The following is a 26,382-nucleotide window of genomic DNA, read 5'->3' on the forward strand; positions in this document are numbered from 1 at the left end:
TACGGTTCAAAAAACGAACCGTAGAACGGTCTCGAAGGGAGGTACCCACATGGGTCGCAGTTTGAAAAAAGGACCTTTTGTTGATGATCATTTATTGAAAAAGGTCGAAAGCCTTGGTGCTGACAGCAAGCATGTAATTAAAACTTGGTCACGCCGTTCAACAATATTCCCACAATTCATCGGCCACACAATCGCTGTGTACGATGGACGCAAACATGTGCCGGTCTATATCACTGAAGACATGGTAGGCCACAAGCTAGGAGAATTTGCTCCAACACGCGCTTATAAAGGCCATGGCAATGACGATAAGAAAACAAGACGTTAATGAGAGGAGGGCATCACATCATGCAAGCTAAAGCTGTTGCAAGAACAGTCCGTATTGCTCCTCGTAAAGCTCGTTTAGTCGTAGATTTAATTCGAGGAAAGCAAGTTGGCGAAGCGGTAGCCATTTTAACTTTGACTCCGAAGGCTGCTTCTCCAATCGTTGAAAAAGTATTGAAGTCTGCTATGGCTAACGCAGAACACAATTATGAAATGGACGTTAACAATCTTGTGGTTGAGCAGGCATTCGTTGACGAAGGTCCGACACTGAAGCGTTTCCGCCCACGTGCGCAAGGCCGTGCCAGCGCAATCAACAAGCGCACTAGCCACATTACAATCGTTCTATCAGAAAAGAAGGAGGGATAATTAGTGGGTCAAAAAGTAAATCCAGTCGGTTTGCGTATCGGTATCATCCGTGATTGGGAATCCAAATGGTACGCAGGCAAAGACTTTGCAGATCTTCTTCATGAAGACATTAAAGTTCGTGAATACATCCAGAAGCGCCTGAAAGACGCATCTGTATCCAAAGTTGAAATCGAACGCGCTGCTAACCGTGTTAACGTTACTGTACACACTGCTAAGCCAGGTATGGTAATCGGTAAAGGCGGTACAGAAGTTGAAGCGCTCCGCAAAGCGTTGAACCAGCTTACTGGCAAGCGTGTCCACATTAATATCCTTGAAATCAAAAAGGCTGACATCGATGCCAAGCTTGTTGCTGAAAACATCGCTCGTCAGTTAGAAAACCGTGTATCATTCCGCCGTGCCCAAAAGCAGGTTATCCAACGTGCAATGCGCGCAGGTGCGAAAGGTATCAAAACAATGGTATCAGGCCGTCTTGGCGGTGCAGATATCGCCCGTTCTGAACACTACAGCGAAGGAACTGTTCCCCTTCATACACTTCGTGCAGACATCGACTATGCAACTGCAGAAGCTGATACTACTTACGGCAAGCTAGGCGTAAAAGTATGGATTTATAAGGGTGAAGTCCTTCCAACGAAGAAGAAATCTGAGGAAGGAGGCAAATAATCATGTTATTGCCTAAGCGTGTAAAATACCGCCGTGTACACCGTGGAAAAATGCGCGGTCAAGCAAAAGGCGGAACTGAAGTAACTTTCGGTGAATTCGGTTTGCAGGCAACTGAAGCCTCCTGGATCACAAACCGCCAAATTGAATCTGCCCGTATCGCGATGACTCGTTACATGAAGCGTGGCGGTAAAGTTTGGATTAAAATTTTCCCGCACAAGCCATATACTGCAAAGCCACTTGAAGTACGGATGGGTTCCGGTAAAGGTTCTCCGGAAGGCTGGGTAGCAGTTGTAAAGCCTGGTAAGATCATGTTTGAAATTGCCGGCGTATCTGAAGAAATCGCACGCGAGGCGCTCCGCCTTGCAGCACACAAGCTTCCAGTTAAATGCAAATTCGTAAAACGTGAAGAAATTGGTGGTGAATCAAATGAAAGCTAATGAACTACGTGACCTTACCACTGCCGAACTAGAACAAAAAGTCAAGTCATTAAAAGAAGAACTCTTCAACCTTCGCTTTCAATTGGCGACTGGACAGCTTGAAAACACTGCCCGCATCAGGGAAGTGCGCAAGTCAATCGCCCGCATGAAAACTGTTGTCCGTGAAAGAGAAATCGGCGTTAACAATCGATAATTGAGAGGAGGTCCGCCAAATGAGCGAACGCAACCAACGCAAAGTTTACACCGGACGCGTTGTTTCTGACAAAATGGATAAGACCGTTACTGTTCTTGTCGAGACACACAAAAAGCATCCTCTTTATGGTAAACGCGTTAAATACTCTAAAAAGTTTAAGGCGCATGATGAGCAAAACCAAGCCAAAATCGGTGATATTGTCCGCATTATGGAAACTCGCCCGCTTTCGGCTACAAAACGCTTCCGCCTTGTTGAAGTGGTTGAAAAAGCAGTTATTATTTAATTGTTCGGATAAGCTTTCATCCGAAGGGAGGTTACACGCATGATTCAACAGGAAACACGTTTAAAAGTTGCTGACAACTCTGGTGCTCGTGAAGTTCTGACAATTAAAGTGCTTGGTGGCTCTGGCCGCAAAACTGCCGGCATTGGCGATGTGATCGTCTGCACAGTGAAACAAGCAACACCAGGTGGCGTTGTTAAAAAAGGTGACATTGTTAAAGCAGTTATCGTACGGACTAAGAGCGGTGCGCGCCGTTCAGACGGAACTTACATTAAGTTTGACGAAAACGCATGTGTCATTATCCGTGATGACAAGAGCCCGCGCGGAACCCGTATTTTCGGACCGGTTGCACGCGAATTGCGCGACAGCAACTTCATGAAGATCATTTCCCTTGCTCCAGAAGTACTTTAATTAGCAGTACTTGCAACAAACCAATCTTAAATGCCTTTAAGGAGGTGCGCACAGATGCATGTAAAAAAAGGTGACAAAGTAATGGTCATCTCTGGCAAGGATAAAGGCAAGACAGGAACAATCCTGGAAGCATATCCGAAGCAAAACCGTGTCCTCGTAGAGGGAGTTAATATCGTCAAGAAGCATTCAAAACCTTCCCAGGCGAATCCCCAGGGCGGCATTAGCAGCCAGGAAGCACCTGTACACGTATCAAACGTTATGCCTATAGACAAGTCCGGAAAGCCTAGCCGTGTTGGCTACAAAATTGTTGACGGTAAAAAAGTACGCGTAACAAAATCCGGTGAAGTATTAGATAAATAGTTCATGAAGAAGGGAGGTACAATAGATGAACCGCCTAAAGGAAAAGTATGTAAAAGAAATTACTCCTGCTCTAGTGAGCAAGTTTAACTATAAATCTGTTATGCAGGTTCCTAAAGTAGAAAAAATCGTTGTGAACATGGGTGTTGGCGATGCAGTAGCAAACGCAAAAGCCCTGGACAATGCTGTTGAAGAACTGACAAGCATTACTGGCCAAAAGCCGGTTGTTACTCGCGCGAAAAAGTCAATCGCCGGCTTCCGCCTTCGTGAAGGCATGCCAATTGGAGCGAAAGTTACTTTGCGCGGTGAGCGTATGTACGAGTTCCTCGACAAATTAATTTCAGTTTCTCTGCCACGGGTGCGCGACTTCCGCGGAATTTCCAAGAAAGCATTCGACGGCCGCGGCAACTACACTCTTGGTGTGAAAGAACAATTGATCTTCCCTGAAATTGATTACGATAAAGTAAGCAAAGTCCGTGGTATGGATATCGTTATTGTTACGACAGCCAACACTGATGAAGAAGCACGTGAGCTTTTAACTCAGTTTGGAATGCCGTTCCAGAAGTAATCTATAAATAAGGGAGGCGAAAACGTGGCTAAAAAGTCAATGATTGCGAAGCAAAAACGCACGCCTAAATATAAGGTGCAAGAGTATACCCGCTGCGAACGCTGTGGCCGTCCACACTCTGTATACCGCAAATTTAAGCTTTGCCGTATTTGTTTCCGTGAATTAGCATACAAAGGCCAGATTCCTGGTGTGAAAAAAGCTAGCTGGTAAAACCCAAGTCTGGGAAGGAGGTAAAAATAATGGTCATGACAGATCCAATTGCAGATATGCTTACCCGCATCCGTAATGCGAACATGGTGCGCCATGAAAAGCTGGAAGTACCTGCTTCCAATATCAAAAAAGAAATCGCTGAAATCCTTAAGCGTGAAGGTTTCGTCCGTGATGTAGAGCTGATTGAAGATAACAAGCAGGGCATCATCCGAATCTTCCTGAAGTACGGTGCAAACAACGAGCGCGTTATCACTGGCCTCAAAAGAATTTCGAAGCCTGGCCTTCGTGTCTATGCAAAATCAACAGAAGTGCCTCGCGTATTGAACGGCCTTGGCATCGCCCTTGTTTCAACTTCACAGGGTGTCGTTACTGATAAAGAAGCCCGTGCAAAGCAAATCGGCGGAGAAGTATTAGCATACATCTGGTAAGAAAGTTTCTGAATGAATGGAGGTGCACTAAATGTCTCGCATAGGAAAAAAACCAATCGAAATTCCAGCAGGAGTTACGGTTACTCTAGATAAAAACACTGTTACAGTTAAGGGACCGAAAGGCGAGTTGGTTCGTACTTTCAGCCCTGAAATCAGCATCCTCGTAGAAGATAATGCTGTTACGATTACACGCCCTTCCGATGTAAAGGAAATCCGTGCATTGCATGGCACAACACGGGCTGTACTCGCCAACATGGTTGAAGGTGTATCCAAAGGCTTTGAAAAAGGCCTTGAGCTAGTAGGGGTTGGTTACCGTGCTTCCAAGCAGGGCAACAAGCTTGTACTTAACGTTGGATATTCCCACCCGGTTGAAATTGAGCCTGAAAAGGGACTTGAAATCGAAGTGCCTGCAAATACAAAGGTAATTGTTAGAGGCTACGACAAAGAACGTGTTGGAGCGCTTGCTGCAAACATCCGTGGCGTCCGTCCTCCAGAGCCTTACAAAGGTAAAGGGATTCGCTATCAAGGCGAAGTTGTCCGCCGTAAGGAAGGTAAAAAAGGTAAGTAATGCCGCATAGTAATACGAAAGGAGTGACGTAAATGATTACGAAGCTTGATAAAAACGTGAGCCGTAAGAAAAGACATGCACGCGTCCGTTCAAAGCTTAGCGGAACAGCGGCCCGTCCCCGTCTGAATGTGTTTCGTTCCAACAAACACATTTACGCTCAGTTAATCGACGATGTGAACGGAGTTACTCTAGCGAGTGCTTCGACAATGGATAAAGATTTCGGATCGGAAGTTTCCGGAAACAAAGAAGCTGCGCAAAAAGTTGGAGAACTTATTGCAAAGCGTGCAGTCGAAAAAGGCATCACTTCAGTAGTCTTCGACCGCGGAGGGTACCTCTACCATGGCCGCGTCCAGGCTCTTGCTGATGCTGCCCGTGAGAACGGCTTGCAATTTTAATAGACAAAGGAGGGACACACAAAGATGCGTCGCATTGATCCAAACAAACTTGAACTTGAAGAACGCGTAGTTACGGTCAACCGTGTTGCTAAGGTTGTTAAAGGCGGACGCCGTTTCCGTTTCACTGCTCTTGTCGTAGTAGGAGATAAAAATGGCCATGTCGGCTTTGGCACAGGTAAAGCACAGGAAGTACCTGATGCGATCCGTAAAGCAATTGAAGATGCAAAGAAAAATCTGGTTTCCGTGCCGATGGTTGGAACGACTATTCCACATCAGGTTATCGGCCGTTTCGGGGCTGGTGAAATTCTTCTGAAACCTGCATATGAAGGTACAGGAGTTATCGCTGGCGGCCCTGTCCGTGCGGTACTTGAGCTTGCCGGAATTTCCGACATTCTTTCTAAATCGCTTGGAACAAATACGCCAATCAACGTAGTTCGCGCTACAATTGACGGCATCAAGCAACTTAAGCGTGCCGAAGATGTTGCGAAACTGCGCGGAAAATCAGTAGAAGAACTGTTAGGATAAGGGAGGGAAATCAAATGGCTAACAAATTGCAAATTACCCTCACTAAAAGCGTGATCGGCCGTCCACAGGACCAGCGCGAAACAGTTAAGGCTCTCGGATTGCGAAAAGTGAACCAAACAGTAGAGCAACAGGACAACGCGGCTATCCGCGGAATGATCAATAAGGTTGCCCACCTTGTTTCGGTTAAAGAACAATAAACGATTCATACTTTCTTAAGGAGGTGCCCAAATGAAACTTCATGAATTAATGCCAGCAGAAGGCTCCCGCAAAGACCGCAAGCGTAAAGGCCGCGGTATCGGATCCGGCAACGGAAAAACTGCAGGTAAGGGCCACAAGGGTCAACAAGCCCGTTCCGGTGGCGGTGTGCGTGTGGGTTTTGAAGGTGGTCAAACGCCTTTATTCCGCCGTTTGCCAAAACGCGGTTTTACAAACATCAACCGCAAGGAGTATGCGATTGTAAACCTTGATGTCCTGAACAGCTTTGAAGACGGTACAGAAGTTACTCCAGAACTTCTTATCGAAGCAGGCTTGGTTAAGAACGAAAAAGCAGGAATCAAGATTCTTGCAAAAGGAAACGTTGAGAAAAAGTTGACTGTAAAAGCTCATAAATTTTCCTCTGCTGCCAAGGAAGCAATCGAAGCTGCCGGTGGAAACACTGAGGTGATCTAATGTTCCGGACAATCTCCAATTTTATGCGCGTGGGTGAAATAAGGAACAAAATTCTATTCACCCTTTTGATGTTAGTCATCTTCCGTATCGGAACTTTTATTCCGGTTCCAAATGTCAATGCTGATATTCTTAAAGCCCAGGACCAGTTCAGTGTATTCGGCGTGCTGAATACATTTGGAGGCGGGGCCTTGCAAAACTTCTCCATCCTTGCAATGGGCATTATGCCTTATATCACTGCTTCGATCATCATCCAGCTATTGCAGATGGATGTTGTGCCGAAGTTCACCGAGTGGTCAAAGCAGGGGGATGCGGGAAGAAGAAAGCTTGCCCAATTTACCCGTTATTTCACAATTGTGCTTGGATTTATCCAGGCATTAGGCATGTCCTACGGGTTTAACAACATGGCCCAAGGCCAGTTGATTGAAAGCTCTGGAATCGGAACGTACTTGCTGATCGCGACAGTCCTGACCGCTGGTACTGCCTTTCTAATGTGGCTCGGTGAGCAAATCACGGCAAAAGGTGTCGGTAACGGGATCTCAATCATCATCTTCGCAGGAATTGCATCCGGAATTCCGACTACTGTCAACCAAATTTATATTCAGCAGTTCCAAGACGTAGGTGACGATTTGTTCATCCGCATCTTGACAGTGCTGCTCATTGTTCTGGCTGTTATCGCCATTGTTGTTGGGGTAATTTTTATCCAACAGGCAGTTAGAAAAATCCCGATCCAATACGCAAAAAGGATGACTGCGGGACGTACGCCGGTTGGCGGCCAGTCCACCCACATGCCTTTGAAAGTGAACGCAGCAGGGGTTATCCCGGTCATTTTTGCAGTATCATTCATCATTACTCCAAGGACAATCGCTCAATTCTTCCCAACGAATGACGTGACTCTTTGGATAACGAGAGTATTCGATTATAACCATCCTATCGGGATGGTGCTATATGCAGGATTGATCATCGCGTTTACGTATTTCTATGCATTTATCCAGGTGAATCCGGAACAGGCAGCCGAAAACCTGCAGAAGCAGAGCGGCTATATCCCTGGAATCCGGCCAGGAAAGCCAACGCAAGAATACTTTACACGCGTGCTCTATCGTCTGACATTTGTAGGGGCGATTTTCCTGTCAGTGATCGCTGTCCTTCCAATTGTTTTCATTGAAGTGGCAAACCTGCCGCAGTCAGCCCAAATTGGCGGAACGAGCCTGCTGATCGTGGTCGGCGTAGCGCTTGAAACAATGAAACAACTTGAAGCCCAGTTGGTCAAACGCCATTACAAAGGCTTTATCAAGTAAGGTTGGTTTTGGGGACGCTACCGTTCCCTAAAACCACATAATCCCCGAGGGGGTAATTGCATGAACTTAGTATTAATGGGTCTACCTGGTGCCGGTAAAGGCACTCAGGCGGAAAAAATTGTAGAACAGTTTGGAATCCCCCATATCTCAACCGGAGATATGTTCCGTGCCGCAATGAAGGAAGGTACGGAATTGGGACTGAAAGCAAAGGCGTACATGGATGAAGGGGCGCTTGTCCCGGATGAAGTGACGATTGGCATCGTACGGGAAAGGCTAAGCAAGGAAGACTGTGAAAAGGGCTTCCTCCTCGACGGGTTCCCAAGGACAGTTCCGCAGGCTGAAGCACTTGAAAGCATGCTGGAAGGGTTGAACAAAAAAATTGACTTTGTCCTCAATATCGATGTTGACAAATCCATTTTGATGGAACGCCTGACAGGACGCCGCATCTGCAAAAATTGCGGTGCGACCTACCATCTTGTTTTCAATCCCCCCGCAGTTGAGGGAGTGTGCAATCGCTGTGGCGGTGAATTGTACCAAAGGGCGGACGACAACGCTGAAACCGTGCAGAACAGGCTTGACGTCAACATGAAGCAATCGAAGCCATTGCTTGATTTTTATATTGAAAAAGGGTACTTGCGCAATATCGATGGGCAACGTGAAATCTCCGAGGTTTTCGCTGACATCCAGGCATTGCTTGGGGGCTTGGAGTAATGATCATTTGCAAAACGCCCCGTGAGCTGAAAATCATGCGAGAAGCGGGCAGGATTGTGGCTTTGACCCATGAAGAACTAAAGAAACATATAGTTCCGGGGATTACCACAGAAGAACTGGACCGCATTGCAGAACAAGTAATCCGGAAGCACGATGCAATTCCTTCTTTTAAAGGCTACAATGGTTTTACCGGCAGCATTTGCGCTTCAGTCAATGAGGAGCTGGTGCATGGCATTCCCGGAGGCCGTATTTTAAAAGAAGGGGATATCATCAGCATCGATATCGGAGCCAAATACAACGGCTATCACGGTGACTCGGCCTGGACCTATCCGGTTGGCGAAATAGACGAGGAAACTGCCCGTCTGTTAGAAGTAACGGAACAGTCCCTGTACAAAGGGCTGGAAGAGGCTAAGCCAGGCGAACGTCTCACGAATATCTCGCATGCAATTCAGGTGTATGTTGAAGAAAACGGTTTTTCGGTCGTGCGCGAGTATGTAGGCCACGGTGTGGGGCAAGACTTACATGAGGAACCACATGTTCCGCATTACGGACCGCCAAACAAAGGCCCTCGGCTCAGGCCTGGCATGGTACTGGCAATTGAACCGATGGTAAATGCGGGCAGCCGGTATGTAAAAACACTGGCTGACAACTGGACAGTTGTAACTGCTGATAGCAAAAACTGCGCCCATTTTGAACATACGATTGCCATTACGGAGGAAGGCTTTGAAATTCTCACAAAACTGTGATGAAACTCGCGGCCCTGTTCCCGGTCAAATCGCCCTTGTTAAAAGCGGACGCGGCGCAGGCCAGTATGTTATAATTATAAAGTTGGCTGATGAACAATTTGTTCTTGTCGCTGACGGCGGGAAGCTAAAAAACAACCGCCCAAAGAGGAAGAATCTCCGTCATCTCCAACTGGTGGACCGCATAGCTCCGGAAGTTTATGACAGTATCTTGGAAACAGGCAGCGTGACGAACGGAAAGCTGCGCTTCGCACTTACAAGGTTTTTAAACGAACGCCTGACAGATGAAGAGAAGGGAGACGAATTCGATGGCTAAAGATGATGTAATTGAAATTGAAGGCAAGGTAATTGAAACTTTGCCAAACGCCATGTTTAAGGTAGAATTGGAAAATGGCCATACGATCCTTGCCCACGTATCAGGCAAGATCCGTATGCACTTCATCAGGATTCTGCCTGGCGATAAAGTAACAGTGGAGCTATCCCCATACGACTTAACTCGCGGCAGGATTACCTACCGCTTCAAATAAGCCGATTGCACTCCGTACTGCTAAGGAGGTTAGGATAATGAAAGTCAGACCATCTGTAAAACCGATCTGCGAAAAGTGCAAAGTTATCCGTAGACGCGGAAAAGTTATGGTTATTTGTGAAAACCCTAAACATAAACAAAAACAAGGTTAAAAATAAAGGAGGTGCTCCATATTTATGGCACGTATTGCTGGTGTAGATATTCCGCGTGAAAAGCGTGTGGTTATCTCTTTAACTTACATCTATGGAATTGGTAAAAATACAGCACAAAAGGTCCTTGCTGAAGCGGGCGTTTCTGAAGACACTCGTGTACGCGATCTTACAGAAGACGAACTCAACAAAATCCGTGAGATCGTTGACAAGCTTAAGGTGGAAGGCGATCTTCGCCGTGAAGTTTCCCTTAACATCAAGCGCCTGATGGAAATCGGGAGCTACCGTGGTTTGCGCCACCGCCGCGGGTTGCCTGTTCGTGGACAAAACACGAAGAACAATGCCCGTACGCGTAAAGGCCCACGTAAAACTGTAGCGAACAAGAAGAAGTAATCAGTAAAGGAGGTACTTACAAATGGCACGTAAAACTAATACTCGCAAACGCCGTGTGAGAAAGAATATCGAATCCGGTATCGCTCATATTCGCTCAACATTTAACAATACGATTGTTACCATCACCGATGTTCATGGTAATGCTATTTCCTGGTCAAGTGCAGGTGCGCTTGGATTTAAAGGTTCTCGTAAATCTACTCCATACGCTGCGCAAATGGCTGCTGAAACTGCTGCTAAAACATCAATGGAACATGGTCTGAAAACTCTTGAAGTAACTGTAAAAGGTCCTGGCGCCGGACGTGAAGCTGCCATCCGTGCACTTCAGGCTGCAGGTCTTGAAGTTACTGCAATCAAAGACGTCACTCCAGTTCCACATAATGGTTGCCGTCCGCCAAAACGCCGTCGCGTGTAATTTTTCTGTATAGAAATTGTATCCATGTCTATAATGGGATATGATACCAATTTTCGTTCATGCAGAACCAATAATCCAGTTGTTGTGCACAAACAGGGACGAATACAGGGGGAATTTCGGTTGGGCAGTGACCGGCCGGGTTTTCGACGTTTTGAAGGAGGGTATATTTGATGATCGAAATAGAAAAACCAAAAATCGAAACGGTTGAGATCAGCGATGATGCCAAATACGGGAAGTTCGTCGTAGAGCCACTTGAGCGTGGATATGGTACAACTCTGGGTAACTCCTTACGTCGTATCCTACTATCATCACTCCCAGGTGCCGCGATTACATCGATTCAGGTAGATGGTGTTCTTCATGAGTTTTCAACAATTGAAGGCGTCGTTGAGGATGTCACATCCATTATCTTAAACATTAAGAAAATCGCATTGAAAATATACTCCGATGAAGAAAAAACGCTTGAAATCGATGTAAAGGGTGAAGGCCAGGTAAAGGCTGGCGATATCACTCATGACAGTGATGTTGAAATCCTTAATCCGGATCTCCATATTGCTACATTAGGTTCAAACGGACATCTTCGTATGCGGCTAACTGCAAGGCGCGGACGCGGTTATACGCCAGCTGACCAGAATAAGAGAGAAGACCAGCCGATTGGCGTGATTCCGATCGACTCGATCTACACTCCGGTTTCCCGTGTGTCCTACCAGGTGGAAAATACACGTGTTGGGCAAATGACCAACTACGATAAATTGACATTGGATGTATGGACAGACGGCAGCACAGGCCCCCAGGAAGCCATCGCGTTCGGAGCAAAGATTTTGACCGAGCATTTGAACATCTTCGTTGGATTGACAGATGAAGCGCAAAATGCCGAGATCATGATTGAAAAAGAAGAAGACCAAAAAGAAAAAGTCCTCGAAATGACAATTGAAGAACTCGACCTTTCGGTGCGTTCTTACAACTGCCTGAAGCGCGCAGGAATCAATACTGTCCAGGAGCTTGCCAACAAGACCGAGGAAGATATGATGAAGGTGCGCAACCTTGGACGTAAATCGCTAGAGGAAGTAAAAGCGAAACTAGAAGAGCTTGGGTTGGGCCTTCGCAAGGACGACTAGTCCGGCAAAGCCGCCAAAGCCTTTACTGACTTCAACAAAGGAGGGAACCCTTCATGGCATACAGGAAATTAGGCCGCACAAGCGCACAGCGTAAAGCGATGCTTCGTGACCTTACAACTGACCTAATTATTAACGAACGTATCCAGACAACTGAAACACGTGCGAAGGAACTGCGTTCTGTTGTAGAAAAGATGATCACTCTTGGAAAGCGCGGAGATTTGCATGCACGCCGCCAGGCAGCAGCATACATCCGTAACGAAATAGCCGATGCAGAGAACAACACGGATGCACTCCAAAAATTGTTTGCTGATATCGCTCCTCGTTACACAGAGCGCCAAGGTGGATACACTCGCATCATGAAAGTTGGTCCTCGCCGCGGCGACGGTGCACCAATGGTCATCATCGAGCTAGTTTAATACACCATCTAGAAGGCAAGGGACAGTTTCATGAAACTTGTTTCTTGCCTTTTTTACAAGAAGAGCGGAAGCGGCCGCTTAGCGCCGTATGGACTGGAGGGCTTCGAACGAGATAAAGGAAACACGATGAACGAAGTGAATCGATGTTGACTTATCGTAAGGAGGAGACCGAAGTACACTAGGCGCTGGCCGCTGCAGCTGGACAATGAAGAGCGGAGGCACGTAGCTGGACACAAGAATAGCGAAAGCCGCCGCTTTAGTTAGAAATGAATAGTATTGCCGCACAAGCCAAAAAGAGCGTTACGATGGGCAGGAATATCCATTGGATAACCGGATNCTGGCCGCTGCAGCTGGACAATGAAGAGCGGAGGCACGTAGCTGGACACAAGAATAGCGAAAGCCGCCGCTTTAGTTAGAAATGAATAGTATTGCCGCACAAGCCAAAAAGAGCGTTACGATGGGCAGGAATATCCATTGGATAACCGGATGGCCAGGTTTGGCCCAGACTTTCGGAAGATTGCAGCTTCATTTGTTTAAATCGCCTGCATTCTTTTCCTGTCCCGTCTAGCTCATGCACCCCTCCCGTTTCTCAAAAAGAAACCCTGAAATACATCAGATCCTGTATCTGAAGGGGGGCGGGGTGCAGGCTTTTTTTGCTTTTACGGAAGAGCAGAGAGAGAAAAGGTGAGCCGAGAGGAGGAAGGCCTGGTGAAAAAACCGATTATCAGCCTTGAAAATGTTTCATTTCAATACAGCAATGGAGATCGATATGCCGTCCAGGATGTCAGCTTTGAAGTGTATGAAGGTGAATGGCTTGCGATCGTTGGGCATAACGGATCTGGGAAATCCACACTGGCCAGGCTTTTAAATGGGTTGCAATACCCTCAAAAAGGAACTATTGTGGTTGGAGGATTAGCCCTCGCCGAACAAACAGTATGGGATATCCGAAAGAAGCTAGGAATGGTATTCCAAAATCCGGACAACCAATTTGTCGGGACGACAGTAAAAGATGATGTGGCTTTTGGTTTGGAAAACAACGGCATCCCTCAAGAGGAGATGGCCGTCCGGGTGCCAGAAGCTTTGGCGAAGGTTAAAATGGAACAATTTCTTAATCAAGAGCCGCACCATCTTTCCGGCGGGCAAAAGCAGCGGGTAGCAATTGCTGGAGTGTTGGCGCTCAGGCCAACGATTATTATTCTGGATGAAGCAACCTCGATGCTCGACCCAAGAGGGCGGGAAGAAGTGCTTGAGACCGTGAGGCTGTTGAAGAATGAGAAAGCCTTAACGGTCATATCCATAACCCATGACCTTGATGAAGCGGCGAAAGCTGATAGAATCATCGTTATGAATAAAGGCTCGGTTTACCGTAAAGGTACGCCGGAAGAAATATTCGCCTTGGACGAAGAACTCATCTCCCTCGGCCTCGATATTCCGTTTGCGGTTAAAATGGGAAAGACGTTAGTCGAAAGAGGGATAAAACTGCCGAAAAATTATTTGTCTGAAGAAGAGTTGGTGACGGAACTATGGACATCTCGCTCAAAGATATAGAATACAAGTACCAGGCAGGCACGCCGTTCGAAAAGCTGGCTGTAAGTGATGTCACATTTGAAATCCCTTCTGGCACTTATTTGGCGATAATTGGCCATACGGGTTCCGGCAAGTCGACTGTCCTTCAGCATTTAAACGGACTGCTTCAGCCTACCTCGGGGAGAGTCGACCTCGGAGACCGAACCATTCAGGCCGGAAAAAAAGAAAAGAACTTGAAGGCGGTGCGCCAAAAAGTCGGGATTGTCTTCCAATTCCCGGAACATCAGCTATTCGAGGAAACAGTCGAAAAAGACATTTGCTTTGGGCCAATGAACTTTGGTGTTTCGGAAACGGAGGCAAAGGAAAGGGCAAGGGTCGCCATTAGCCAGGTAGGACTTGGCGAGGAAATCTTGCAAAGGTCTCCTTTCGACCTATCAGGGGGCCAAATGCGCCGTGTCGCCATTGCTGGAGTTTTGGCCATGCAGCCAGAAGTAATTGTACTCGATGAACCAACTGCTGGGTTGGATCCGCGCGGAAGGAAAGAAATCATGGATATGTTTTACCGCCTCCACCAGGATAGGAGGCTGTCAACTGTTCTTGTAACACACAGCATGGAGGACGCGGCCCGTTATGCCGATAAAATCGTAATCTTGCATAAAGGCAGAACGGTGAAAATTGGCACGCCTGAAGAAATCTTTTCACATCCGGCTGAACTCGTCTCGTTAGGCCTTGATGTACCGGAGGCTGTTCGCTTTCAACTGAAATGGGAAGAAAAAATGGGCGTAAAGCTTGAAAAGGCCTATTTAACAATAGAAGAGCTTGCAGATGCGATTGCCAGGTACTACGGGGGTGGCCAGCCATGATGGAAAAAATGATCTTCGGGCGCTATGTTCCTGCCGAGTCGGCGGTCCACCGAATGGACCCGAGGTCAAAACTGATTCTCGTCTTTGCTTTTGTCGGGATTGTTTTTATTGCGAATAACTCCATTACGTATGCCTTGCTTGGCCTTTACACCTTTTATTTGCTGGGTCTGTCGCAAATCCCGTTCAGGTTTCTCTATGAAGGTTTAAAACCGATCTTTTTCCTTGTCATCTTCACATTTCTGCTCCACCTGTTCCTGACAAAAGAGGGAGATGTTGTCGCCGATCTGGGTTTTATGAAAATATACGAAGAAGGAATCAGGCAAGGACTTTTTATTTCAATGCGATTTTTCTTCTTGATTCTTGTCACGTCCCTGTTAACATTGACAACGACTCCGATTGAGATTACAGACGGCCTCGAAGTCCTTTTGAATCCATTAAAGAAAATCCGTTTCCCTGTTCACGAAATGGCTTTGATGATGTCGATTTCCCTGCGATTCATACCTACCTTGATGCAGGAGACGGATAAAATCATGAAAGCTCAGGCCGCTCGGGGAGTTGAGTTTGCGAGCGGTCCGGTGAAGGAACGTGTTAAGGCAATCATACCGCTATTGATACCGCTGTTTGTTAGTTCATTCAAACGGGCGGAAGACCTGGCTACTGCAATGGAAGCAAGGGGCTACAGGGGCGGTGAGGGAAGGACTCGGTTCAGGCAGCTGTACTGGAAGCTGCTTGATTCACTGCAAATCGGCCTGCTTCTGCTTTTGGCCATTGTCCTTGTTTTACTAAGGTCCTAATGGAGGGTTACCATGCAACGGTATAAATGCGTTGTTTCGTATGATGGGACAGGCTTTGCAGGCTATCAGGTCCAGCCCGGAAAGCGCACAGTCCAGGGAGAAATCGAAGCTGTACTGGCGAAAATTCATAAAGGTGAAGCTGTCAAGGTCACCGCTTCCGGAAGGACCGACTCCGGCGTACATGCAAAAGGGCAGGTTATCCATTTCGATTCTCCCCTCTCGATTCCGCCCGAGCGCTGGCCAGCAGCACTTAACTCCATGCTTGGCGGGGAAATCGTGATTCTTTTGGCTGAAAGGGTGAAGCCGGACTTTCATGCGCGTTTTGATGCAATCGGTAAGGAGTACCGTTACGTCCTTTATCTCGGGAAAAACAAAAACCCGTTTAACCGCAACTATGCCTATCACTACCCATATCCGCTTAATTTGGCGAAAATGGAAGAAGCGGCCCGGCATTTAACCGGAAGGTACGATTTTTCGAGCTTTTGTGCCTCCAATACGGAAGTGGCAGATAAAGTAAGGACGATTACTGATATTTCCTTAAAAAAAGAAGACGAATGCCTTGTACTTGGATTTAAGGGAAATGGATTTTTGTACAATATGGTCAGGATTCTGACAGGGACACTGATCGAGGTGGGCTCCGGTGCAAGGGAAGCAGCGGCCATTCCTAGCTTGATTGCGGCCAGGGACAGGACGCTTGCGGGAAAAACCGCACCGGCACATGGTTTGTATCTTTGGGAAGTATTTTACGAGGATTGGGTTCAAAAAAGTAAAACAACTAAACCTGGTGTATAATAATTTCTTGACATTGAGCCCGCAAGGATTTATTATATCATATGTATGTATTTTAATCCCACGATAAAGCCCCGGAAAGCCTCATCGTGATTAGAAATATATGAACATGACCTTAAAGGCGCAAAACCGTCCCACTGCCGCTCCCGGAACAGAGCCGGCCACATGGAGATCGGGAAGAAGCGCGAAACCAATATTTTTCGGATTTAATTAGGAGGGAAACCCATGCGTACAACATTTATGGCGAATGCCAACAATATCGAGCGTAAATGGTACGTAGTTGATGCTGAAGGCAAAACTCTCGGACGCCTTGCTTCCGAAGTTGCAGCAATTCTACGTGGTAAAAACAAACCAACTTTCACACCGCATGTTGATACTGGTGACAATGTAATCATCCTGAATGCTTCCAAGGTCCATCTGACTGGAAACAAGCTTCAAGACAAAATCTACTACCGCCACACCCAGCATCCAGGCGGCCTTAAGCAAAGGACTGCACTTGAAATGCGCACTAACTATGCTGAGAAAATGATCGAGCTTGCTGTTAAAGGCATGCTTCCAAAAAATTCTCTTGGCCGTCAAATGTACAAAAAGCTGCACGTATATGCAGGCAGCGAGCATCCGCACCAAGCACAAAAACCAGAAGTTTACGAACTTCGCGGATAATAAAGGGAGGGTATTAACTTGGCACAAGTTCAATATATCGGCACAGGCCGTCGTAAAAGCTCCGTTGCCCGCGTACGTCTAGTTCCAGGCAATGGACAAATCCTAATCAATGATCGTGAAATCACTAACTACATTCCGTTCGAAGCGTTGCGCGAAGTTGTTAAGCAGCCGCTTGTTGCTACTGAAACTCTTGGCAGCTACAACATCCTTGTAAACGTTAAGGGCGGCGGTTACACTGGCCAAGCTGGCGCTATCCGCCACGGCATTGCACGTGCATTGCTGCAAGCTGATCCAGAATTCCGTCCAACACTTAAGCGTGCAGGCCTTCTTACTCGTGACGCCCGCATGAAAGAGCGTAAAAAATACGGTCTTAAAGGCGCACGCCGTGCACCTCAGTTCTCGAAGCGTTAATATCGTTTTTCTATCAACGTTTACAGGCTATCCCATTTACGGTGGGATAGCCTGTTTTTGTTTTTATTAATATTAATTGTAAATTGAATGCACCTATGTGGGCGACAGGCACAATAAGGTATTCAAAAAACAAAATGATGAATTGAAAAAGATCTGTAAACCATATTTTGGTTGTACAGATCTTTTCATCTATTGCTATTTGCTCACAATATAGGTCTCGCCCAGAACTTCCTTAGCTTCATACGTTGCTGGAGTTAATTCTTTTTCAATAAAAGAGTTAACAGCTGATTGTTCGATATCATACATGACTTCAATTTCTTTGGAAAATAGAAGTTTTTCCTCTTCAAGCAAGTCAGAAAGAAATGGCTGTTGTTTTGGTTGGAGTTCTTCCAGATTTAGAACTTGTTTTAAACCGTCAACATAGTATTCAAACGGACGGCCGCCAACAATTTTGACGCCTTTATTTTCCTCATTAATCATGATGATGGTAGGAAAACCCCTGGCTCCCAAGCTTCTAGTAAGAGCAAAATCTTCATTCAATAATTGTTGTCCGATAGGTTGTTCAGCTTCATTTACAATGGCTTTCCCATCAAGGCCAAGTTTATTTACGATTTCTATCATAACCGATTGCTCTGAAATATTTTGATTAAATGCGAAAAGTTCTTCTCGTGCACGGCGCAAAAATTCAAATGCTATTGCTTCACTATGATTTTTTTGAATGATCTTAAATACACGAGAAGGCGGATAGGAAGATTGGACTGGATTGTCAATCATTAAAGTCCCATCGATTGGCATTCTTGAATATTCTCCAACTTCTCTCCAGTGGCCAGCAACATCGGCCGGTTTGTAAATGCCGTTCGCAGGGTCGATAGGTCCGTCATGCCATTTTTCCAGCAAGCCGCCCATAACGGTATGAAAGTTAAAATAATCACCATACTGCTTTACAAAACGGCGGAGCACAGGCTCAATCGCCCAGCAATGAGAACAAATCGGATCCGTCACATAATAAAGGTTAATTGATTTTGCTGGTTTATTAAAATCAATCATCTCCATCTCTTCTTCTTCAGCTACTCCGCAAATACCAGTTTCTAAATCACAAATCATATTATTATTTTTCAAGTCCATCTTCCTCCTTTGTTTTAATTAATCGTCTTGGTCTTATTTCGCTTTATATTTTCTGGGGCAAAATGAATTATTTGCCTTACAATTGAATCTTAAGCCATAATGAACATGACCAACACCAATAGTTCTGCCGATTTGTCGTTTATACAACACATTCAAGAAATTGTTTAGAAAGTAGGCGTGGGTAACAAATGAATCAATCAAAAACGGACCCTCGAGTGCTGCGTACTCGCAAATTAATAATGGATTCTTTCATTGACCTTTCAGGGGAAAAGGAATTTAAGGATATTACTGTTAAAGATATTACATCTAAGGCTATGATTAATCGTGCCACATTCTATTATCATTTTGAGGATATATATGACTTACTGGAAAAGGTATTATCAGAAGTGTTGTTGGTTAATTTGGATTATGATTACTACCAAAATAACGGACTAAATGAAGAAACGCTGGTTAGCATTTTTAATGCGATCACGAATTTTCAAAAGTCATTGTCTACTCGTTGCCATAGAGGATATGAAGATACCATTGCCCGGATTATTAGGGAACAGCTTGAAATCATTTTTTATAAAATATTGTTAAAACAACGACCAACCGGAGAGGAGCATCCACTAAAGGTTACAGCTGTCATGCTGAGTTGGGGAATGTATGGAGCTTCTGTGGAATGGAGAAGAAATAGTAAAGAGATACAGCCCGAAGAATTTATCAAATCATCAATTCCTTATATACTGTCGGGAAGTAATTTTGGGGCAACGAACTAACAGGTATATCAACATTAAAAGGCTATCTCATTTACAATGAGGTAGCCTGTTTGTTGTGTTGGAAAAGTTAGTAAATTAGGATCATAAGCCGGTCCATTCTTCCATATTAGGCTTAAAAAGGATAAGACCTTTTAATTGATAAATTTTTCATTGGATATATAATTAAAATATACTATCAATTAAAGATATTTTAATTAGAGATATTTTAATGGATGATATTTTATAAAAAGGGGTACACTGTCATCCTAAATATCTTGCGATAGTATGTGTTTTAATCAGAAAGTACAACAAGGGAGGATAATCATCATGAGCAATCGTTTTGAAGGAAAAGTCGTATTAATTACAGGTGCGGGATCTGGTTTAGGCCAAGCCTCTGCTCTACAAGTAGCAAAGGAAGGCGCGAAACTTTCTCTCGTTGATCTAAACGCTTCTTCATTAGAAGAAACAAAAAGTAAAGTGTTAGAAGTTGCACCAAACGCAGAAGTATTGCTTATCACTGCAAATGTCGCAGATGAAAAAGCAGTTGAAAACTATGTAAATGAGACAGTTGAAAAATTCGGGAGAATCGACGGTTTCTTCAACAATGCAGGCATTGAAGGAAAACAAAACCTTACAGAGGATTTTGGCATTGATCAATTTCAAAAGGTAGTCAATGTCAACCTAAATGGAGTGTTTTATGGTTTAAAACACGTATTGAAAGTCATGAGAGAACAAGGATTTGGCTCTGTTGTGAATACGGCTTCCGTTGGCGGTATTCGTGGGGTAGGAAACCAATCCGGTTATGCAGCTAGTAAACACGGCGTCGTTGGATTAACAAGAAACTCAGGAATTGAATATGGCCAATACGGAATCAGCATCAAAGCCATCGCACCAGGCGCAATCATGACACCAATGGTAGAAGGTTCATTAAAACAAATGGATCCAGAAAATTGGGAAGAAGTAGGAAAGCAATTTGTTGAGCCAAACCCAATGAAACGCTTCGGTAAACCTGAAGAAGTGGGATATTTAGTGGCATTCCTGCTATCCGACCAAGCCAACTTCATCAATGCAACCGTTATTCCAATCGATGGTGGACAATCTTATAAATATTAAGAGTAGTGTTAGCTAACCTGTGAAAATGAATAAAAATTTTAAATAAACATTAAAGAGGAATTCATTTTGATTATTTTTTCAAAATGAATTCCTCTTGTTTGTTGTAAATCTTAACTCAATCCCCTCCAATCATTTACTCTTTATTACAAGCTTAATCTCGTCCTTAGGTTTGGCCTATCTTTTGCCAGTGTTTTTTTCTTTTTGTAAGCAGTTTAAATAAATTTTCTCAACGCAATAATTGCTCCGAGATGGATACCTTCGTGGTAAATCGTCCGGACAAGCACCTGGGCGATGGTCTGCATGCCGGATTCAGTTTCCGGGAAGGTTTCATCAAGCCTATCCCCGTATGTCTCCTTAATCCATTCCGGCTGGCGGGCGAGCAGTTGCTTTAATTCTTCAAGGGATGGAGGCTGGCTTGCCCAGTTGGCAGGGCTGGTCCCAAAACCGAACCATTCATTGAATCCTTCGGGAATCCCAATAGGCTCTTTTGTCAGATGCTTAATCCACAGCAGCTGGTCAAGATAAATATGACCGAGGTTCCAGAGGATATTATTGTTGAATCCAGTTGGAACGGTATTTGAGGCCTCCTCGGAAAGATCAGCTACGCAGCCAAGGATATCGTTCCGGTAATCCCTTAGCTGGTTAAATAGGATTTCATGTTCTTTTCTCATAAAAATCCCCCTAAAAAAGTCTGTCTATTCTGATTTTAAGATACATGATTGCTAATTGGTTGTAAAACTGGAAAGCGAATCAATCCGTTAGCCGGTATTCTCCTTGAGAAACGGTTAAACACTAGGGATTAAGAGGTGACTACAGTGAATGTAATTACGACCTTCAATGAAAAAAGGCGGGAAAAACAGATTAAATATGAACGTTCAGTCCTAAAAGACCTTTCTATAAATGAATTAAAGAAACGTGTTCAGGAACATTTCGGATCGTTAAGGATGTCCCAGCGCCTACTCCAAAATCCGGGCATCCAGGAAGCGTGCTATGATGTAGCACTGGAAGCCTATTTACTTGGAGCGCATTTCAGCAAATTTGGTACCAATGGTGAAAAAGTCGAACTGACACTTGAACGGTGTGAACCCGAAGAAACCCATTTGATTGATACCTTGTTCAACTTCCTTTTGTATTGGGGAGGAGGGGATGAAGGGTATTACAGCGAATCCCTTTATTTCAACTGTGAGCAATATGTGAGGAAATGGTGGCTTGATGGGTTTGAAAAGGGGATGCGCCGCCAAAAGCTGCGCCTTCACTAAACCAGCCTGATTCCGGTTCTAATTCCTGTTCCAAAGCCATATAGTGAAATGGAAAAGGACAGGCAGGGGGCTGGGCGGAGTGTCAATTAAAAGACTGAAGAGGACGGCTATAGCTATTGGGCTGATCATGTTATTCTTTATCATCCAATATGATTTTTCCGATAATCATTCCTGGAATACATGGCATCTGCCGCTTACAGGAAAGGTAATCCTCCTTGATCCGGGGCATGGGGGAGCGGACGGAGGAGCGGGTGAGAGGACCGTTCAGGAAAAGGACATCGCATTGAGTATATCCCTTAAGCTGCGTGATTTCTTACAGCAACAGGGTGCGATTGTCATCATGACCAGGGATATAGACAAGGATTTGGCGCCACCGGAAATGAAGGGCTATAGCCGCAGGAAAACAGCCGATTTGAAGGAAAGGCTCAAAATTATCAATGAATCCAATGCGGATTTCTTTGTCAGCGTTCATTTGAATGCGATTCCCGCCCCACAATGGAGCGGAGCGCAAACTTTCTATAGCACGAATAACAAGGAGAACAAAAAGGCTGCCAGGCTGATCCAGCAAGAGCTAAGAACGAACCTCGAAAACACAACGAGGAAGGAAAAACCGCTTAACAGCGTCTATATCCTGAAGCACGCGGAAATACCGGGGGTCCTGGTGGAGGCTGGTTTCCTTTCAAATCCGGCTGAGAAAACAAATTTAGAACGCGATTCATACCAGGAAATGGTGGCGGCATCAATTTATAAAGGCATCAATCGATTTTTCACGGAAAGATGATAGGGAGAGGCCCTGCCGCCTCCCTTTTTAATTTTGCATAAAAACATAAGGGTGTGCGCCATTTAACAGCCTTACCTAGCTCTATGATATAATATAAAGACATGCCGGCAACGGTTGGCAGTAACCAAATCAATAAGGCGGGTGCTTTAGTATATGATTACAGAGGCTATCGTACGGGAAGTTTTGAGCGGTTTACAGGAACCTTTTTTACATAAATCGCTTGGTGAGCTGAATGCCATTGAGGAAATAAAGGTTAAGGAAGAAAAGAACCATGTCAGTGTAAAAATAGCAATTGCCAAGACCGGTACCGCCGAACAGCTTCAGCTTCAGACTGAAATTGTTAACGCTTTAAAAAACCAGGGAGCAGCCACAGTCGGTATCCGCTTCAGCCAGCTTCCGGAAGAAGAGTTGGCAAAGCATCGCGCCGCCACGGCAGAGCAAGGCGATCTTGGGCTGTTGGCTCCGGGAAGCAAAACAACATTCATAGCAATTGCGAGCGGAAAAGGTGGGGTTGGGAAATCGACAGTTTCCGTTAATCTAGCAGTTTCACTGGCGCGCCTCGGGAAAAAAGTCGGGCTAATTGATGCCGATATTTATGGGTTCAGTGTACCGGATATGATGGGTATTACAGAACGCCCCGCTATAAAGGATGAAAAAATCCTGCCTGTCGAGCGGTTTGGGGTAAAAGTCATTTCGATGGGCTTCTTTGTCGAGGACAATGCGCCGATTATTTGGCGTGGCCCAATGCTCGGCAAAATGCTGAACAGCTTCTTTGAAGAGGTTAATTGGGGAGAACTCGATTACCTGCTTCTGGACCTGCCTCCGGGGACAGGCGATGTGGCGCTTGATGTACACTCCATGCTGCCGTCCTGCAAGGAGATCATCGTAACGACTCCCCATCCTACAGCCGCTTTTGTTGCGGCTAGGGCAGGCGCGATGGCGTTAAGGACCGAACATGAAATTCTGGGCGTCATTGAAAATATGGCGTATTTTGAAAGCAAGGCCACTGGCGAAAGGGAATACATTTTCGGTAAAGGCGGCGGGGAAAAACTTGCCGAAGCGCTTAATACTGAAATCCTCGGGCAGCTTCCACTCGGCCAGCCGGATTGGGATGAAAACGATTTTGCCCCTTCCGTTTATCAGGAAGAACACAACATTGGCGCTATTTATCTGCAAATTGCCGATAATGTCATTAACAAACTGGATAAGTAAAACAAAAGCCTCTCCGGAACCGGAAGAGGCTTTTTTAAACAATTTAAGACCCGCCTTTATCGCCGCCCCCATCTTGGCCGCCCCCTCCGCCTTTGTCGCCTTTAGCGGCTTCCTTAGCCGCCTGCAAAAGGAGGTCTTGCATCTCTGCTTTAAACAAAGGGCTTTGCATTGAATCGGCTATAACAGCCTGCAAATGGAGCCGGAAGTCTTTGCTTTTTAAGGCGTCAGCCATCTCTTTTTGTATTTCAGGCTCTTTAAGTATCTCAATCATCATCGCACGGTAATCAGGATCCTTCATTAAATCTTTTAACAGTTTCTCGTTTTCCGTTTTCATACTTTTTGCCAAGGCTGAGGCCATTTTGGGATCTTTAAGCGAGTTTTTCCAAAAATCCATTCCTTCCTTGGAGACTAAAGTTTTTTGGATTGTATCCGACACTACCGACTCATCCATAATCATTTGCTTTTTAATTGAATCGTCAGTCATGATTTCGTGGATTGCTTTTTTCCCATCATCCGTGTGGAGGATATCGACAAGCATTTTTTTTGTTTCCTCGTAATTCAATTTAGTCTCAATCTGGCTGGTCCCAGCCGCGCAGCCCGAAACAATGAGGATCATCCCGGTCAAAAGCAGCGTATACATCTTTTTCATTCCCGATAGCTCCCTTCAACGAATGGCACTTACCCTTAGAATGAAGAAAAATACACCTAATTATTCGCACAATCGGAATGCCTGGATTTTTACGTTTCCGGTTGGTACAATGAAGTGAAAACGTCATTGGCTCCAAGTTTGAGTTAATGGCAATCAAAAAAAGAATGCAGTGCTGGGGGAAAAATTGTGACTAGCCGTAATTGGGTTAAATTATTTATCAACACATTAATAATTGGGGGACTTACTACAGTTGTTACTGGTTTTTTTGTCCGCTGGGACGAATTTGAACCGTTGTTTGCGGATGCCGACTTCCTGGAAGTCCTATCGGTCTTTATTTGGCTCGTTGGAGTTGGGTTTATTTTCAGCTTATTGAGCCAGATGGGATTCTTTGCTTATTTGACTGTCCACCGATTCGGCTTGGGAATTTTTAAATCGGTACGGTTGTGGAATAGCGTACAGGCCGTTATTGTTGCATTTGTGCTGTTCGATCTCATTTATTTAAGGTACATCTCTTTTGCGAAGGAAGGAGAAGGGGCCGTTTCTTATGTTATACCCGCTCTGATCGTCCTTGCTGCGGGATTGGCGGTAGCTTGGCAAAAGATGAGGCAAACAAACAAAGAGGCGTTCATTCCGGCGTTATTTTTTATGGTAGTCGGGACTGTCATAGAATGGGTTCCTGTCCTCAGGGTAAATGAAGGCAGCTGGTTTTACCTCATGCTGATACCATTACTTATCTGCAACGGCTATCAGTTGCTTGTCCTTCACAAGCTGAATGAAAAATCGCTTGCAGAGCGAAAGAAGCTGGAGGGGAAAAAACCCCGGCAAGCACAAAAACAACTCAAGGCGTCGAAATAATGACGCCTCTGTTAGCGGCAGGTTTTCGCTGATTTAAATCCAAGGCAATACTTATCCAAAAGCATTTAAGCCGCCCGAAATAAAATGGGCGGCTTGTATTTTTATTTTACTTCTTCTGTCTTTGCCTCTCCATTGGCTATCATCTCCGAAACAGTGACAAACTTCAAACCCTTGGCCTGCAAATCTTTAATGATGCCCGGGAGTGCCTTTGCAGTCTGTTTGGCTGCATCCGAAGCATGAAGGAGGACGATGTCACCGGCCCCCGCTTTAAGAATGTTTGCATGGATCTTTTTGATGCCAGGGTTGGTCCAGTCTTTAGAATCAACACTCCAATGTACGACAGTAAACCCAAATCGATCTGCAATTTTTAACGTCCGTTTGTCAAAATGTCCTGTTGGGGCACGAATTAATGTTATTTTTTTGATATTCAATTTGCCAAAGGCTGTCTGTGCTTTAGCAAGGTCCTTTCGGATCTCAGCCTCTTCGATAGCCGTATAATCTTCATACCCATAGCCGAGAATGCCGATTTCATATCCAAGCTTCGCTATTCGGCTCACGAGGTCTGGGTGGCGTTCGGCCCAAGCGCCGGACAAAAAGAAGGTAGCTGATTTTACGTTTTCTTTTTCGAGTACATCCAATATTGGCTCAGCTTTTTCATCTCCCCAGCCAATATTAAATGTCAAGGCGATATCCTTTTCCCCCTTGTAAACCGCCTTTGGTCCATCCTTTGTCGAAAATACCGGAACCTGGACAAGATTTTCCATATACACAATCCATGCTGTAAATAAGGCTGACACGATTATTAAAATGGCCTGCTTAATTCGCTTTCCGTTTAAAATAACAAAGAAATCCACCTTCATTCCCCCGTCTAAAGCTTTCCTTGTCCTATACCTATGTCCAAAAACCTGCTCGTATGAGTACCAAATCTACATAAAATAGAATTTGTTGGAAAACATAAGGTGCAAATCCATGCCAGGAGTGGTGAGTGAATGATTGGTTTGCTGGTCAATACAAAGGAAGCAAAGGAACTTGAATACCTTCTTAAAAGGGAAATGGAAGAAATTTTGTTTGATTTAGACGATGAAAGGATTGACCAGATTGCTAAAAGGGCAATGGAGGAGAGGTATAAAATTATATTTATGCTTTTCAGGAGAATTGCCCAACCAGGGGATTGCATCAGGTATATGAGAAAAAAGAGGATAAAAAAATATTAATGTTGGAGTTACCATTATTGCGCCTTGAATAGTTACCTATATGGAAATATATTCAGCTCGAATTTCTTATTGACTTTGCATTGTTATCTTGGTATATTAAAAAACGTTGCTGCGAGGCAGTAACCAAGTTAAAAAAAGTTGTTGACACAAGTCGAACAACATGGTATATTTAAAAAGTCGCCTCTGAGCGATATGTTCAAAAATTGCTCTTTGAAAACTAAACAAACAAGCGTCAACAAACA

At 45.0% G+C, this 26,382-nt stretch carries 43 protein-coding genes; 39 read left to right on the forward strand and 4 right to left on the reverse strand.

Annotated elements, in window-relative coordinates; genetic code table 11:
• The first annotated feature begins 49 nt into the window (after nt 1-49).
• The 32 genes from rpsS to rpsI all read left to right on the forward strand — a co-directional run bounded on the left by rpsS (nt 50) and on the right by rpsI (nt 17,195).
• Nucleotides 50-325: a 30S ribosomal protein S19 gene (rpsS, locus tag RB160_RS21755; protein WP_316572539.1), complete on the forward strand. Its 276-nt coding sequence runs from the start codon at nt 50-52 to the stop codon at nt 323-325.
• A 20-nt stretch (nt 326-345) separates the two neighbouring features.
• Nucleotides 346-687 (forward strand): 50S ribosomal protein L22, encoded by a 342-nt coding sequence (gene rplV / locus RB160_RS21760; RefSeq protein WP_043931564.1) that lies wholly within the window; start codon nt 346-348, stop codon nt 685-687.
• A 3-nt stretch (nt 688-690) separates the two neighbouring features.
• Complete coding sequence (rpsC, locus tag RB160_RS21765; protein WP_316572540.1) at nt 691-1,347, forward strand: 30S ribosomal protein S3; 657 nt, start codon at nt 691-693, stop codon at nt 1,345-1,347.
• A 2-nt stretch (nt 1,348-1,349) separates the two neighbouring features.
• Entirely contained in the window at nt 1,350-1,784 is a 435-nt protein-coding gene (gene rplP / locus RB160_RS21770; RefSeq protein WP_048823015.1) for a 50S ribosomal protein L16, read from the forward strand.
• Nucleotides 1,774-1,977: a 50S ribosomal protein L29 gene (rpmC, locus tag RB160_RS21775; RefSeq protein ID WP_043931561.1), complete on the forward strand. Its 204-nt coding sequence runs from the start codon at nt 1,774-1,776 to the stop codon at nt 1,975-1,977. The genes rplP and rpmC overlap by 11 nt, the downstream gene beginning before the upstream one ends.
• A gap of 19 nt (nt 1,978-1,996) precedes the next feature.
• Nucleotides 1,997-2,260 (forward strand): 30S ribosomal protein S17, encoded by a 264-nt coding sequence (rpsQ, locus tag RB160_RS21780; protein WP_316572541.1) that lies wholly within the window; start codon nt 1,997-1,999, stop codon nt 2,258-2,260.
• Between the two features lie 39 nt (nt 2,261-2,299).
• The gene (gene rplN / locus RB160_RS21785; RefSeq protein ID WP_316572542.1) at nt 2,300-2,668 is read left to right on the forward strand and encodes a 50S ribosomal protein L14; all 369 of its coding nucleotides are present in this window, start codon (nt 2,300-2,302) and stop codon (nt 2,666-2,668) included.
• A gap of 54 nt (nt 2,669-2,722) precedes the next feature.
• On the forward strand, nt 2,723-3,028 hold the full coding sequence (gene rplX, locus RB160_RS21790; protein WP_316572543.1) for a 50S ribosomal protein L24: 306 nt from the start codon (nt 2,723-2,725) through the stop codon (nt 3,026-3,028).
• Between the two features lie 25 nt (nt 3,029-3,053).
• On the forward strand, nt 3,054-3,593 hold the full coding sequence (rplE, locus tag RB160_RS21795) for a 50S ribosomal protein L5 (RefSeq protein WP_115453970.1): 540 nt from the start codon (nt 3,054-3,056) through the stop codon (nt 3,591-3,593).
• 24 nt (nt 3,594-3,617) lie between these two features.
• Nucleotides 3,618-3,803, forward strand: coding sequence for a 30S ribosomal protein S14 (rpsN, locus tag RB160_RS21800; protein ID WP_009499044.1), 186 nt, complete (start codon nt 3,618-3,620; stop codon nt 3,801-3,803).
• A gap of 29 nt (nt 3,804-3,832) precedes the next feature.
• Nucleotides 3,833-4,231 carry a 30S ribosomal protein S8 gene (gene rpsH, locus RB160_RS21805; protein WP_115453971.1) on the forward strand — a complete coding sequence of 133 codons (399 nt, stop codon included), beginning with the start codon at nt 3,833-3,835 and terminating at the stop codon, nt 4,229-4,231.
• A 31-nt stretch (nt 4,232-4,262) separates the two neighbouring features.
• A complete protein-coding gene (rplF, locus tag RB160_RS21810; protein ID WP_316572544.1) occupies nt 4,263-4,799 on the forward strand; it encodes a 50S ribosomal protein L6 in 537 nt (178 codons plus the stop codon).
• A gap of 32 nt (nt 4,800-4,831) precedes the next feature.
• On the forward strand, nt 4,832-5,194 hold the full coding sequence (rplR, locus tag RB160_RS21815) for a 50S ribosomal protein L18 (RefSeq protein ID WP_316572545.1): 363 nt from the start codon (nt 4,832-4,834) through the stop codon (nt 5,192-5,194).
• A 24-nt stretch (nt 5,195-5,218) separates the two neighbouring features.
• On the forward strand, nt 5,219-5,719 hold the full coding sequence (rpsE, locus tag RB160_RS21820; protein ID WP_115453974.1) for a 30S ribosomal protein S5: 501 nt from the start codon (nt 5,219-5,221) through the stop codon (nt 5,717-5,719).
• A 14-nt stretch (nt 5,720-5,733) separates the two neighbouring features.
• Nucleotides 5,734-5,916 carry a 50S ribosomal protein L30 gene (rpmD, locus tag RB160_RS21825; protein ID WP_059174140.1) on the forward strand — a complete coding sequence of 61 codons (183 nt, stop codon included), beginning with the start codon at nt 5,734-5,736 and terminating at the stop codon, nt 5,914-5,916.
• Nucleotides 5,917-5,947: 31 nt separating this feature from the next.
• Nucleotides 5,948-6,388, forward strand: a complete 441-nt coding sequence (gene rplO, locus RB160_RS21830) for a 50S ribosomal protein L15 (RefSeq protein WP_053364786.1) — start codon at nt 5,948-5,950, stop codon at nt 6,386-6,388.
• A complete protein-coding gene (gene secY, locus RB160_RS21835; protein WP_316572546.1) occupies nt 6,388-7,683 on the forward strand; it encodes a preprotein translocase subunit SecY in 1,296 nt (431 codons plus the stop codon). Before rplO ends, secY begins: the two co-directional genes overlap by 1 nt.
• 60 nt (nt 7,684-7,743) lie before the next feature.
• Entirely contained in the window at nt 7,744-8,394 is a 651-nt protein-coding gene (locus RB160_RS21840; protein WP_316572547.1) for an adenylate kinase, read from the forward strand.
• On the forward strand, nt 8,394-9,140 hold the full coding sequence (map, locus tag RB160_RS21845) for a type I methionyl aminopeptidase (RefSeq protein WP_316572548.1): 747 nt from the start codon (nt 8,394-8,396) through the stop codon (nt 9,138-9,140). Before RB160_RS21840 ends, map begins: the two co-directional genes overlap by 1 nt.
• Nucleotides 9,118-9,453, forward strand: coding sequence for a KOW domain-containing RNA-binding protein (locus tag RB160_RS21850; RefSeq protein WP_316572549.1), 336 nt, complete (start codon nt 9,118-9,120; stop codon nt 9,451-9,453). The genes map and RB160_RS21850 overlap by 23 nt, the downstream gene beginning before the upstream one ends.
• A complete protein-coding gene (gene infA / locus RB160_RS21855) occupies nt 9,446-9,664 on the forward strand; it encodes a translation initiation factor IF-1 (RefSeq protein ID WP_048823029.1) in 219 nt (72 codons plus the stop codon). Before RB160_RS21850 ends, infA begins: the two co-directional genes overlap by 8 nt.
• 37 nt (nt 9,665-9,701) lie before the next feature.
• The gene (gene rpmJ / locus RB160_RS21860; RefSeq protein WP_000868344.1) at nt 9,702-9,815 is read left to right on the forward strand and encodes a 50S ribosomal protein L36; all 114 of its coding nucleotides are present in this window, start codon (nt 9,702-9,704) and stop codon (nt 9,813-9,815) included.
• 24 nt (nt 9,816-9,839) lie between these two features.
• The gene (gene rpsM, locus RB160_RS21865) at nt 9,840-10,205 is read left to right on the forward strand and encodes a 30S ribosomal protein S13 (RefSeq protein WP_316572550.1); all 366 of its coding nucleotides are present in this window, start codon (nt 9,840-9,842) and stop codon (nt 10,203-10,205) included.
• Between the two features lie 22 nt (nt 10,206-10,227).
• Nucleotides 10,228-10,617: a 30S ribosomal protein S11 gene (gene rpsK / locus RB160_RS21870; protein ID WP_053364791.1), complete on the forward strand. Its 390-nt coding sequence runs from the start codon at nt 10,228-10,230 to the stop codon at nt 10,615-10,617.
• A 170-nt stretch (nt 10,618-10,787) separates the two neighbouring features.
• On the forward strand, nt 10,788-11,732 hold the full coding sequence (locus tag RB160_RS21875) for a DNA-directed RNA polymerase subunit alpha (protein WP_316572568.1): 945 nt from the start codon (nt 10,788-10,790) through the stop codon (nt 11,730-11,732).
• A 53-nt stretch (nt 11,733-11,785) separates the two neighbouring features.
• Nucleotides 11,786-12,148 (forward strand): 50S ribosomal protein L17, encoded by a 363-nt coding sequence (gene rplQ, locus RB160_RS21880; protein ID WP_316572551.1) that lies wholly within the window; start codon nt 11,786-11,788, stop codon nt 12,146-12,148.
• 708 nt (nt 12,149-12,856) lie between these two features.
• On the forward strand, nt 12,857-13,696 hold the full coding sequence (locus RB160_RS21885) for an energy-coupling factor ABC transporter ATP-binding protein (RefSeq protein WP_316572552.1): 840 nt from the start codon (nt 12,857-12,859) through the stop codon (nt 13,694-13,696).
• A complete protein-coding gene (locus tag RB160_RS21890) occupies nt 13,672-14,538 on the forward strand; it encodes an energy-coupling factor ABC transporter ATP-binding protein (protein WP_316572553.1) in 867 nt (288 codons plus the stop codon). The genes RB160_RS21885 and RB160_RS21890 overlap by 25 nt, the downstream gene beginning before the upstream one ends.
• Nucleotides 14,535-15,332 carry an energy-coupling factor transporter transmembrane component T family protein gene (locus tag RB160_RS21895; RefSeq protein WP_316572554.1) on the forward strand — a complete coding sequence of 266 codons (798 nt, stop codon included), beginning with the start codon at nt 14,535-14,537 and terminating at the stop codon, nt 15,330-15,332. Before RB160_RS21890 ends, RB160_RS21895 begins: the two co-directional genes overlap by 4 nt.
• Before the next feature lie 12 nt (nt 15,333-15,344).
• Nucleotides 15,345-16,124 (forward strand): tRNA pseudouridine(38-40) synthase TruA, encoded by a 780-nt coding sequence (gene truA / locus RB160_RS21900; protein ID WP_316572555.1) that lies wholly within the window; start codon nt 15,345-15,347, stop codon nt 16,122-16,124.
• Nucleotides 16,125-16,346: 222 nt separating this feature from the next.
• A complete protein-coding gene (gene rplM, locus RB160_RS21905; RefSeq protein WP_316572556.1) occupies nt 16,347-16,784 on the forward strand; it encodes a 50S ribosomal protein L13 in 438 nt (145 codons plus the stop codon).
• 18 nt (nt 16,785-16,802) lie between these two features.
• The gene (rpsI, locus tag RB160_RS21910) at nt 16,803-17,195 is read left to right on the forward strand and encodes a 30S ribosomal protein S9 (RefSeq protein WP_115453988.1); all 393 of its coding nucleotides are present in this window, start codon (nt 16,803-16,805) and stop codon (nt 17,193-17,195) included.
• A gap of 195 nt (nt 17,196-17,390) precedes the next feature.
• On the opposite strand, the gene RB160_RS21915 is transcribed toward rpsI, so the two are convergent.
• Complete coding sequence (locus RB160_RS21915; RefSeq protein WP_316572557.1) at nt 17,391-18,314, reverse strand: DsbA family protein; 924 nt, start codon at nt 18,312-18,314, stop codon at nt 17,391-17,393.
• A 194-nt stretch (nt 18,315-18,508) separates the two neighbouring features.
• Here RB160_RS21915 and RB160_RS21920 point away from each other — a divergent pair, with 194 nt between their 5' ends.
• Complete coding sequence (locus tag RB160_RS21920; RefSeq protein WP_316572558.1) at nt 18,509-19,078, forward strand: TetR/AcrR family transcriptional regulator; 570 nt, start codon at nt 18,509-18,511, stop codon at nt 19,076-19,078.
• A 306-nt stretch (nt 19,079-19,384) separates the two neighbouring features.
• Nucleotides 19,385-20,170: an SDR family oxidoreductase gene (locus RB160_RS21925; RefSeq protein ID WP_316572559.1), complete on the forward strand. Its 786-nt coding sequence runs from the start codon at nt 19,385-19,387 to the stop codon at nt 20,168-20,170.
• 212 nt (nt 20,171-20,382) lie between these two features.
• Here the strand turns inward: RB160_RS21925 and RB160_RS21930 are convergent, their stop codons facing one another.
• Nucleotides 20,383-20,841, reverse strand: a complete 459-nt coding sequence (locus RB160_RS21930; RefSeq protein WP_316572560.1) for a DinB family protein — start codon at nt 20,839-20,841, stop codon at nt 20,383-20,385.
• A gap of 144 nt (nt 20,842-20,985) precedes the next feature.
• Between RB160_RS21930 and RB160_RS21935 the strand changes: the two genes are divergently transcribed.
• From RB160_RS21935 to RB160_RS21945, 3 genes are all read left to right on the forward strand, one after another.
• Nucleotides 20,986-21,429, forward strand: coding sequence for a YbaK family protein (locus RB160_RS21935; protein ID WP_316572561.1), 444 nt, complete (start codon nt 20,986-20,988; stop codon nt 21,427-21,429).
• A 127-nt stretch (nt 21,430-21,556) separates the two neighbouring features.
• Nucleotides 21,557-22,210 carry an N-acetylmuramoyl-L-alanine amidase CwlD gene (gene cwlD / locus RB160_RS21940; protein WP_316572569.1) on the forward strand — a complete coding sequence of 218 codons (654 nt, stop codon included), beginning with the start codon at nt 21,557-21,559 and terminating at the stop codon, nt 22,208-22,210.
• A gap of 153 nt (nt 22,211-22,363) precedes the next feature.
• Nucleotides 22,364-23,422 carry an Mrp/NBP35 family ATP-binding protein gene (locus RB160_RS21945; RefSeq protein ID WP_316572562.1) on the forward strand — a complete coding sequence of 353 codons (1,059 nt, stop codon included), beginning with the start codon at nt 22,364-22,366 and terminating at the stop codon, nt 23,420-23,422.
• 43 nt (nt 23,423-23,465) lie between these two features.
• Here RB160_RS21945 and gerD read toward each other — a convergent pair whose 3' ends face one another.
• The gene (gerD, locus tag RB160_RS21950; protein WP_316572563.1) at nt 23,466-24,071 is read right to left on the reverse strand and encodes a spore germination lipoprotein GerD; all 606 of its coding nucleotides are present in this window, start codon (nt 24,069-24,071) and stop codon (nt 23,466-23,468) included.
• A gap of 186 nt (nt 24,072-24,257) precedes the next feature.
• On the opposite strand from gerD, the gene RB160_RS21955 reads away from it, so the two are divergent.
• Entirely contained in the window at nt 24,258-24,926 is a 669-nt protein-coding gene (locus tag RB160_RS21955) for a KinB-signaling pathway activation protein (RefSeq protein ID WP_316572564.1), read from the forward strand.
• Nucleotides 24,927-25,027: 101 nt separating this feature from the next.
• Here the strand turns inward: RB160_RS21955 and pdaB are convergent, their stop codons facing one another.
• Entirely contained in the window at nt 25,028-25,780 is a 753-nt protein-coding gene (gene pdaB / locus RB160_RS21960; protein WP_316572565.1) for a polysaccharide deacetylase family sporulation protein PdaB, read from the reverse strand.
• A gap of 135 nt (nt 25,781-25,915) precedes the next feature.
• On the opposite strand from pdaB, the gene RB160_RS21965 reads away from it, so the two are divergent.
• Nucleotides 25,916-26,140, forward strand: a complete 225-nt coding sequence (locus tag RB160_RS21965; protein WP_316572566.1) for a hypothetical protein — start codon at nt 25,916-25,918, stop codon at nt 26,138-26,140.
• The last annotated feature ends 242 nt before the right edge of the window (nt 26,141-26,382 follow it).

The sequence above is a fragment of the Neobacillus sp. YIM B06451 genome (assembly GCF_032667185.1).
GTDB lineage: Bacteria > Bacillota > Bacilli > Bacillales > Cytobacillaceae > Bacillus_D.